Source organism: Nocardia sp. NPDC004722 (genome assembly GCF_053601505.1).
Map to the genome: position 1 here is coordinate 1 of NZ_JBSGBY010000868.1, position 2675 is coordinate 2675.

Below are 2675 nucleotides of genomic sequence, written 5' to 3' on the forward strand. Positions count from 1 at the left end.
AACCGGAAGTCGGTGAGCATGGCGGGTGCGAGAACGAACAGGACGAGGGCGGCGATGGCGAAGCCGCCCAGGGCTTTCAGTGAGCTGTTGGCGCTGTCGCGCACCGCGGGGATCAGCAGTTCCTCGACGATGAGCCAGTCGATCAGCTTGCCGCCCAGGTGATTGTCGCCGCGGTGCTCGAGCACCGTGAACTCACCGTCGCGCAGTTGGATGACCGCGGCGTCGAAGGTGCCGCCGCCGAAGTCGTAGACCAGCCAGCGGGCGTTCTCGTCGGAGGCCTGGAAGCCGTAGGCGAGCGCGGCGGCGGTGGGCTCCTGCAGCAGCGGCGCGTAGCGCAGGCCCGCGGCCTCCGCCGCGATCCGGGTGGCCTCGCACGAGCTCATGTCGAAGGCGGCCGGGACGGTGACGACGGCGGCCTCGATGTCCTCGTCCAGGCGTTGCGCGACATCGGCGCGCAGCGACTTGAGCACCTCGGCCGACAGCTGCGGCGGGGTGAGCTCGCGGCCGCTGGCCTCGAAGCGCACCTTCTCCTGGGCGGTGCCCATGCGCAGCTTGAATTCGGCGGCGGTGTTCTCCGGGTCGGATTCGCTGCGCTCCTTGGCGGCCCGGCCGACCCGCAGCTTGTCGCGCTTGTCGATCCAGACGGCCGAGGGCGTGGTGTCGGCGTCCTCGTTGTTCTTGATCACCTCCGCCTCGACCCCGCGCAGCACGGCGACGGCGGAGTTGGTGGTGCCCAGATCGATACCGAAGTCGATGGTCGTACGGCTCATCGCAGCACCTCCGAAACAGCCTGTCCGGTCCCGCTTTCCGGTACGGCGACGATGATCTGGCCGCGCTGCGAGAGGTGGCCGTCGATGTACACGGTCGGGGTGATGGTCTCGGAGACGATCTCACACGTCACCGACTCCGAGGGCGCGAACGCGACCACCTCCACCGACTGGCCCGCGTCGAAACGGTCACCGGTGTGGCTCTGCACGACGACACCGGCGTCGGCGAGGGCCTGCGACAACGAGTTCACCTGCCGCGTAATGGATCTCAGCAGCTTGACGGGATCCTCGGCGGTCTCCGAATCGGCGCCCAGCTTGTCACTCAACCGCCAGACACCGGTGGCGAGATCCACCAGCAGTGGATGGAAGTCCTTGTCCTGCATACCTTGCTCTCCCCTTGCCAGTCGCCGTTACGGCCGTTCGCCTCTGCTCCAGCCCTCGGCCAGCAGTTGCTCTACACGCGGATACTTGTGGGCCCGATCGGGTGCCTCTTTATTGGCCGATATCGCCATGTAGGCGAGAATGGCGACCACGACACCGACGCCCGCGGTCGCGAACGCCGACGCCGGGTGACCCTCGCTGAACAGGCCGCCGAGGAGCCCGAAAAATACCGCCATGGAAGCGATCGCGCCGAAGAACCTGGCCAGGCCGGAGATCACCGCGCCGGGAGCGTGGGCGCTCTTGCATTCCGCGCAGCGCGGCACATCGACGTGCAGCGAGTTCCAGCGCCGCACATTGCCTTGGCGAGTCACGTTGTTGTGCAGGCCGACCCGGTACTTGGCCGCCTCGTCCTTGGTCCGCTGTTCGCAGAACCAGCAGGTGTCGGCGAGTCGTCGCGCCTCTTCCCGCTTGGCCCGGATTCCGGCCAGCACCTTGTCCTGATTGTGCAGGTACTCCAGCGCTTCCTTGCCCAGCGCCAGCGGGCGGATCTTGTCCAGCTGCTCCGCGGTGGCTTCCAGCTCGCTGGTCTCGTTGAAATAGCCGACGACGCAGTTGATCGCGGCGGTCGCGATCCGGTCGGAGGCCCGCTCGATGTTCTCCGCGTCCGGCTTGGGCGCGGATCGCATGCGCGCCAGGGGGATTCGAGTGTCCTCGAGCAGCTCACGCGCGAGTTGCAGGCCCTGCTTGGGGTTGCCGTCGGTCTTGTCACGGGCCGCCACGCACAGTCCGGCGATCTGGCTGCCCGCAGTCGCCGCGAATTCCGCGGCGAGCCGGTCGCGGATGGACGGCGTGGTGGCCAGCGGACCGAGTCGCTCCAGGATGTCGAGACTCGTCGCCACCGAACGGGTCTCGTTGAACTGAGCGACATCGCAGGCGATGGCCATGCGGACCAGGTCGTCGTGCGCGCCGCTGCCGATCGGATCGGTCACCGGGCGCAGACGGTCGATGACCAGCAGCGGCAGCTTGGCGCTGTCGAGCAGGCGCTGGGCAGTCGCGCCCGCGTCCTTGGGCGTGCTCTTGATGGCGCGCGACGCGTCGTCGGAGAGGGCTCGGGTGTGCGCGGCCAGCTTCCGGACCGCGGCGTCGCGCACGCCGTCGACGGTCGCCGCGTCGAAACTGCTCGCGCGGTCCTTGATCTGGTCGGCGAACCGGGTGAGGACGTCGAGGTGCAGTTCGGCGGCCTTGCGATCACCGGTCACCGCCGAGCGGACGATGAGGTTCGCGTGCAGGTGCAGCAGCGCCGCGGGCAGCGCGTCGCGCAGTTCGGCCAGCGCGGCGGTGCCGGAGCGGTTGTCGCCGATGGCGTCGGTGCGGGCGCGCAGCCAGGCCCACGAGTCGGCAGCGCCGATCGCGATATCCCACGCGGTCAGCGCGTCGAGCCAGGTTTCGGCGTGTGCGCCACGCGGCGATTCCAGCGCCTGAATGTGGCGCAGCACAGCCAGATTGTGGGCGGCGGTGGCCTCCGGC

Annotated in this window: 3 protein-coding genes; all 3 read right to left on the bottom strand. The window is 68.9% G+C overall.

Features of this window, described 5'->3' with window-relative positions; translation table 11 throughout:
* The coding region (locus tag ACWELQ_RS43225) for an Hsp70 family protein (RefSeq protein WP_452402770.1) at window positions 1-770 on the bottom strand (770 nt) is incomplete at its 3' end.
* Entirely contained in the window at window positions 767-1150 is a 384-nt protein-coding gene (locus tag ACWELQ_RS43230) for a hypothetical protein (RefSeq protein WP_452402771.1), read from the bottom strand. The genes ACWELQ_RS43225 and ACWELQ_RS43230, both read right to left, overlap by 4 nt.
* A 27-nt stretch (window positions 1151-1177) precedes the next feature.
* Window positions 1178-2675 (bottom strand): hypothetical protein (locus ACWELQ_RS43235; RefSeq protein ID WP_452402772.1); only part of this gene is annotated, 1498 nt, incomplete at its 5' end.